The sequence below is a fragment of the Candidatus Eremiobacteraceae bacterium genome, from assembly GCA_036511855.1.
GTDB lineage: Bacteria > Vulcanimicrobiota > Vulcanimicrobiia > Eremiobacterales > Eremiobacteraceae > JABCYQ01.
This window is the reverse complement of record DATCBN010000036.1, coordinates 1-5,332: the sequence shown is the minus strand read 5'-3', so window position 1 is coordinate 5,332 and position 5,332 is coordinate 1. Positions and strand designations below refer to the sequence as shown.

Sequence of the window (5,332 nt, the reverse complement as noted above, 5' to 3'; positions counted from 1 at the left end):
CGCGGCCATAGGCGACTACACTTCGTCTTCAAATTCCGTCGCTTCTAGGCACCGTGTGCTGCGGCAACCGGGGTTTAGTCCGAATCTCCGTGGGTACAATTAAAGTGGAGTTGGGAGTACCATAAGGAGTAGAATACGCATGAACGATGACACGAAAATCGACAAGGCCGTCAAAGACGCCAAGGATGCGGTCCACGAAGCCGACCACCGAGTGAAGGCCGGCACGGAGCATGTCAAACGCGAGATCGCCGGCGACACCATGAATCCAGCCGAGAAGGCCACCTCGGCCTTGAAAGAAGCCGGCCACAATGTAGCGGCGGACGTCGACAAGGCCAAACGCGAACTGCGCGACCAAGACAAGAAGTAGAAGCCACTCAACATACAAAGACGCGACCGAGATTCTCGGTCGCGTTTTTTCCGTCCGATATTTGGTGCGGTACTACCTATATCTCGAAAGCCCGTTGATCCGGTAGATATACAAAGCCACTTGCGGCGAAGTCGCGGCTAGGCGGAAGCCTGGTAGTAGCTTCGCGCTCGAGTCAGAATCTCTTCAGCCTGATCCGGAAGGTTTGCCCGCAGCCACAAAATAGTGCTCTCGGAATCCGGCAGGGCGGCCCAATTTTTCTTTAGTTTTTTGTTGATCCGGCTGTCCGGCGCCGCTACACTCAATGCGCGCACTTCGTCGATCGCGCGGTTAAGTGCGCTTTGAAGAGATGCGTCGGCACAGCTCGGCAAGAGGTGAGCATGTGCGCACAGGAGCGCGTCGACGATGCCCGCATCAAAGTCCTTGTCGAGCACGTCGATCGGATAGACACAGAATAATTCGAACGAAATCGCGTCTCGCAGCTTGTTCTACAATTGTTCGAGCCTGATCGCCGCCGGATATTGCCTTGCTTTCCAAAGCAGGCCGATCATTTCGCCATAGACGCGCTGCCCTTTTTCGCCCGAGGCTTCCTTTAGCTTGCGCACGGCCGTTCCGACATTCGAAGCGCGGATTCAGTGTCAACGCCTACGCGCGATAGTTCACGCCCGAACGATTCGATGTGAGCCACCGTCGCGACGACGAGCGCTCCGCCGCCAAGATTGAGGCCGTCGGCAAGATAACTGACGGCACTCGACTTGAGAATTTGCTCGTCGGAACCGTGTAGCTGGACGACATGGGAACCCGGCTCGCGCACTCCTCTGGCCGGTTTGATAGGCGGACTAGGATGCGGACTGGGGCTCGGGTCGTCGCCGGGCTCCGGCGCGGGCAGGGGCTCTCCCGGATTTGGCGATTCCATTGCGAGGGCTCTTTGCCTGACGACCATCATCATCTCCCTACACGAGTTTTCGGCCATTCGATTCAAGCGGCGGGTTTGCGGCGCGACATGGTCAGCCGCGTGCCTTCCGCCGACATATCGAGCGACATTCGATCCATGAGGTGGCGAATCAGGAAAAGGCCCAGGCCACCCACGCGATCGGGGTCGCGCAACAGCGGCGGCAAAGTGTCATCGCCCGGATCGGTCACCGTGACCACGATCTCGCGGCCGCGATCGATCGCTTCCACTTGAAAGGTCGATTGAGCAGCTACGGCGTGCATCACGGCATTCGCGCACGCTTCGCCGACCGCCAATCCGATGTCGAAAAGCTGGTCGTCCGGAAATCCGCTCTCGCGAGCGAATCCAACGATTTGATCGCGCGCCTCCGCGACTGAAGACGGCGTGCCGGGCAATCGGACGGAGATCGTGCGGCCATTGGCGGCCGGTTGCCGGCGGCGCGGGGATGTGGTCATGACTTCATTGTTCCCGCTTCGCGTCGAAACTACGCCGCCGCGATTCGGCGTTCCGCTGGGCGGTCAAACTGGAACGACGCCTAACGCCTCGCCCTCGTTCGCGTAGACCTTGAACACTTTGCGGAGGCCGGTGATCTCGAAAATCTTGCTCAAGTGCGGATTCAAGCCGGTCAAGGAGATATTGCCGCTGTTCTCGCGCATTTGTTTCATGGCCGAGACGAGCACGCCAAGCCCGGTTGAGTCCATGTACCGCACCCGTTGAAGGTTGACGACAACGTTTTCGGCGCCGGCATCCACGATTTTTGCGAGTGCGGCTTTGAATCTTGGGGCGGTGAGCACGTCGACTTCGCCTTCGACATCGACGATCGATGCGGCGCTCCCCGCCGACGCTCTCACTCCGACATTGAAAATCATTGCGGTACGCTTAGACGACCCTGCGGCTCAGGTACCGGACGTTCTGGTGGTTGGGGCGCAGTCACGGGTGGCGGCTCGCCGCCGGGGACCGGTTGGGACGGAACAGGCAAAGGCGGACCGGGAGGCGGCAGTTCATAGCCGAACGTGTAGTCTCGATAGAACATATTACCTCCGCACTGTATTAAGCGCCGGACTGGACTGTTCGGCCCCGACCATCTTACGTGCTTTGGTTATTCCCAATTATCGACCGCGCTCAAACGTCAGAAGGATTTTTTGGGACGAAGTTTTCATTCAACCGAGTAAGCGTGCTGTGCGGACAAAGGATCGGTCTTGCAAAATCTTAGCCGGCTTCTTCTCTTCCTATCCTTATCGGCCGTTCTGATATCGACGGGTTGCGGGCGAAAATCGGCTTCCGACATCACCGGCCAGTTGACGCCGTTCATTCACGCGCGCGATCAGGCTGTGATGAATACGGCGGCCGGCAAGACGTCCCTCGATCCGGCTTCTTTGAGCCAATTGAATATCTGCTACACCGATCTCCGATCAAAAGCCGGTGTGTACGTGGACCACATCGTCGGAGTCGTCCAGACCGCGACTTTCGACGCCGCGCAGAATCACGCCGACGAACAAGCGCTCGAAGTGTCGATCGCTTCGTACAACGATTGTCTGCTTAAGCTGCAAAAGGCCTCTGGGGCCGCAACCCCCGCGCCCATGATGTCCGTGTTGGACACGAACTGGGTGCCGGCGTTTGGGATGGCCGTGCAAAACTACTGGGTGCGAGATGGCGCCCTCGTGCAGTCACTTTCGCCCGATGCCAAGTCCCAACTCATCGATCAGATCAAAAGCATGACCGCATGGCCCGAGTTCGCGACCATCGGAGGGGGCTCGCCGGCACCGTAAACGATCTAGGACTAAAAGGCGATGCTTGGCGTGCGAGACGAAGCTGGCCGCCGATGGATTTGAACGCACAGAAAGCTCGAATTTCCGGCTTGCGCCGCTACGTCGCGATTCTCGGCCCGGGTCTGATGACCGGCGCTGCGGACGACGACCCTTCGGGAATCTCCACATACTCCGTCGCCGGCGCCAGCACGGGTCTGTCGATGCTGTGGCTTGCGCTGCTCACGACGCCGATGATGGCCGTCGTCCAAGGAATGTGCGCGCGGATAGGGATGGTGAGCGGCAAGGGTCTTGCGGCAGTGCTGCGGTCGCACATGCCCGCACCGTTGCTCTTCGTCGTCGCGGCCATGGTGATCGTCGCAAATACATTCAACATCGGAGCCGATATCGCCGGCATGGCGGCTTCGATGCAAATGGTGGTAGGGCTCCCGATCTTGCTGTGGGTGTTTGTCTTCGGCGCGGCGTTGATCGGCATTCAAGTCTTCTTGTCATACCGGGCGTTCGTGCGCGTGATCAAGTGGCTGTGTCTAGCGCTTTTCGCCTACGTCGTGACCGCTTTTGTGGTGCAACCGAATTGGAAGGCAGTCCTCGCTGCCGCCGTTATTCCTCACATAAGCTTTACCGCGGAGTGGATCACCACAATGGTGGCGGTCCTCGGCACGACCATCTCGCCCTATTTGTTCTTCTGGCAATCTTCGCTCATGGTCGAGGATGAAAAGGCCCTAGGACGCACGACGCAGACCGCCCGGCGCGGTGCCACTGCGAACGAGATCAGAGACGCGCATGCCGACGTCAACACCGGCATGCTCTTCTCCAATATTGTGATGTTCTTCATCATCGTGACGACGGCCACCACCATAGGGGCCCACGGAAAGCACGCCATCGCCACCGCGCAGCAGGCGGCCGAAGCGCTGCGCCCGCTCGCGGGCAACTTCGCGTATCTCTTGTTCACGCTCGGAATGGTAGGAACAGGATTGCTCGCCGTTCCATCGCTGGCCGGCTCGTCGGCCTACGTGCTCGCGGATATCTTCCGCTTCCGCCAAGGCATGGACGAAAAGCCGCGGCGCGCGCCGAAATTTTATGCAGCCGTCGCGGCCGGTATCGCCGCCGGTGTTGTGATGAACCTCGCGCACGTCGATCCGATCAAGGCCCTGTATTGGTCAGCCGTCGCCAACGCGCTTGCGTCCGTGCCGCTCGTGATCCTCGTGACGATCGTCGCCAATGACAAGCGCGTCATGGGCAAGTGGCGGAACTCCCCGATCGCCAATCTTTGGTCTGGGCTCGCGATAGTGACGATGACCGGCGCCGCCGTGTTGCTCTTCGTCTATTGGGGGAAGTCGTAATGTCAAATCTAGAGGCGTCGCGAGATGCCAGGCACGCGGCCTATCACGAGGTCAACCGACTCTCGCGCATGGTGGATGGCTGGTGCGCCCATCCTATCGCCGCGGCAACGGTGTTCGCTCTTGTTGTGCTTTGGGTTTCAGTTGGGCCGGCGTTCCATTTCTCGGATGCTTGGCAATTCGCGATGAACACCACGTCTTCGACCGTGACCTTTCTCATGGTGTTCGTCATCGCTAATGCGCAAAAGCGCGATACTGACGCTCTGCTGCTCAAAATGGATCTGCTCATCGCCGCGGATCCCCGGACGAAGAACACCGCCGTCGAAATCGAAGCACAGCCCGAACACGTCGCCGACGAGGTGCGCAAGGAGATACGGGAATTGCAGGGTCAGCCTGAGGTTGATGAGTAAATCTAAGGTGGAGACATCACAAAGCTATGCAATTCTCGCTCTTGCCCCAGCCCGAGATCGAAACGCTCGTCGACGATGAGACCGGGCGCATCGTCTATCGGCGCACGCTATTTGACGAAAAGCAAGCACAGCTCTGGTTCGAACTTCTGCGCGATCAAATCGGCTGGCGATCGGAACGCCGGCCGATGTACGACCGGATCGTGGACGTGCCCCGGCTCGTCGCGTCCGTTCGGTTGTACGAGACGGGGATCCCAGAGCCGCTCGCGGCCATGAGGCCCGCGGTCGAACAGTTCTGCGGCGTCATCTTCACTTCGGCAGGCTTGAATTTTTACCGCGACGGCAACGATAGCGTGGCGCCGCACGGCGATCATCTCGAGAACGCCCCGGACGAGGCTCCAGTCGCGTTAGTAAGTCTCGGAGCATCGCGCCGCATGACCATTCGCAGCAGGGCCAAGCCGCGCCGGATACTCGATCTCGATCTTGAGGCCGGCACGCTGCTC

At 59.5% G+C, this 5,332-nt stretch carries 9 protein-coding genes; 5 read left to right on the top strand and 4 right to left on the bottom strand.

Annotated features, from left to right (window positions below; translation table 11 throughout):
* Positions 1-139 precede the first annotated feature (139 nt).
* Positions 140-367 carry a hypothetical protein gene (locus tag VII69_05235; protein HEY5094509.1) on the top strand — a complete coding sequence of 76 codons (228 nt, stop codon included), beginning with the start codon at positions 140-142 and terminating at the stop codon, positions 365-367.
* Positions 368-504: 137 nt separating this feature from the next.
* Here VII69_05235 and VII69_05230 read toward each other — a convergent pair whose 3' ends face one another.
* The 4 genes from VII69_05230 to VII69_05215 all read right to left on the bottom strand — a co-directional run bounded on the left by VII69_05230 (position 505) and on the right by VII69_05215 (position 2,185).
* A complete protein-coding gene (locus VII69_05230) occupies positions 505-798 on the bottom strand; it encodes a hypothetical protein (GenBank protein ID HEY5094508.1) in 294 nt (97 codons plus the stop codon).
* A 158-nt stretch (positions 799-956) separates the two neighbouring features.
* Positions 957-1,280, bottom strand: a complete 324-nt coding sequence (locus VII69_05225; protein HEY5094507.1) for a hypothetical protein — start codon at positions 1,278-1,280, stop codon at positions 957-959.
* A gap of 62 nt (positions 1,281-1,342) precedes the next feature.
* Positions 1,343-1,771 carry an ATP-binding protein gene (locus tag VII69_05220; GenBank protein ID HEY5094506.1) on the bottom strand — a complete coding sequence of 143 codons (429 nt, stop codon included), beginning with the start codon at positions 1,769-1,771 and terminating at the stop codon, positions 1,343-1,345.
* A gap of 63 nt (positions 1,772-1,834) precedes the next feature.
* Complete coding sequence (locus VII69_05215; protein HEY5094505.1) at positions 1,835-2,185, bottom strand: STAS domain-containing protein; 351 nt, start codon at positions 2,183-2,185, stop codon at positions 1,835-1,837.
* A 330-nt stretch (positions 2,186-2,515) separates the two neighbouring features.
* On the opposite strand from VII69_05215, the gene VII69_05210 reads away from it, so the two are divergent.
* The 4 genes from VII69_05210 to VII69_05195 form a co-directional block, all read left to right on the top strand.
* On the top strand, positions 2,516-3,085 hold the full coding sequence (locus VII69_05210; GenBank protein ID HEY5094504.1) for a hypothetical protein: 570 nt from the start codon (positions 2,516-2,518) through the stop codon (positions 3,083-3,085).
* A 53-nt stretch (positions 3,086-3,138) separates the two neighbouring features.
* Positions 3,139-4,425, top strand: a complete 1,287-nt coding sequence (locus VII69_05205) for a divalent metal cation transporter (protein HEY5094503.1) — start codon at positions 3,139-3,141, stop codon at positions 4,423-4,425.
* Positions 4,425-4,832: a low affinity iron permease family protein gene (locus tag VII69_05200; protein HEY5094502.1), complete on the top strand. Its 408-nt coding sequence runs from the start codon at positions 4,425-4,427 to the stop codon at positions 4,830-4,832. The genes VII69_05205 and VII69_05200 overlap by 1 nt, the downstream gene beginning before the upstream one ends.
* A gap of 26 nt (positions 4,833-4,858) precedes the next feature.
* Positions 4,859-5,332 (top strand): alpha-ketoglutarate-dependent dioxygenase AlkB (locus VII69_05195; GenBank protein ID HEY5094501.1); only part of this gene is annotated, 474 nt, incomplete at its 3' end.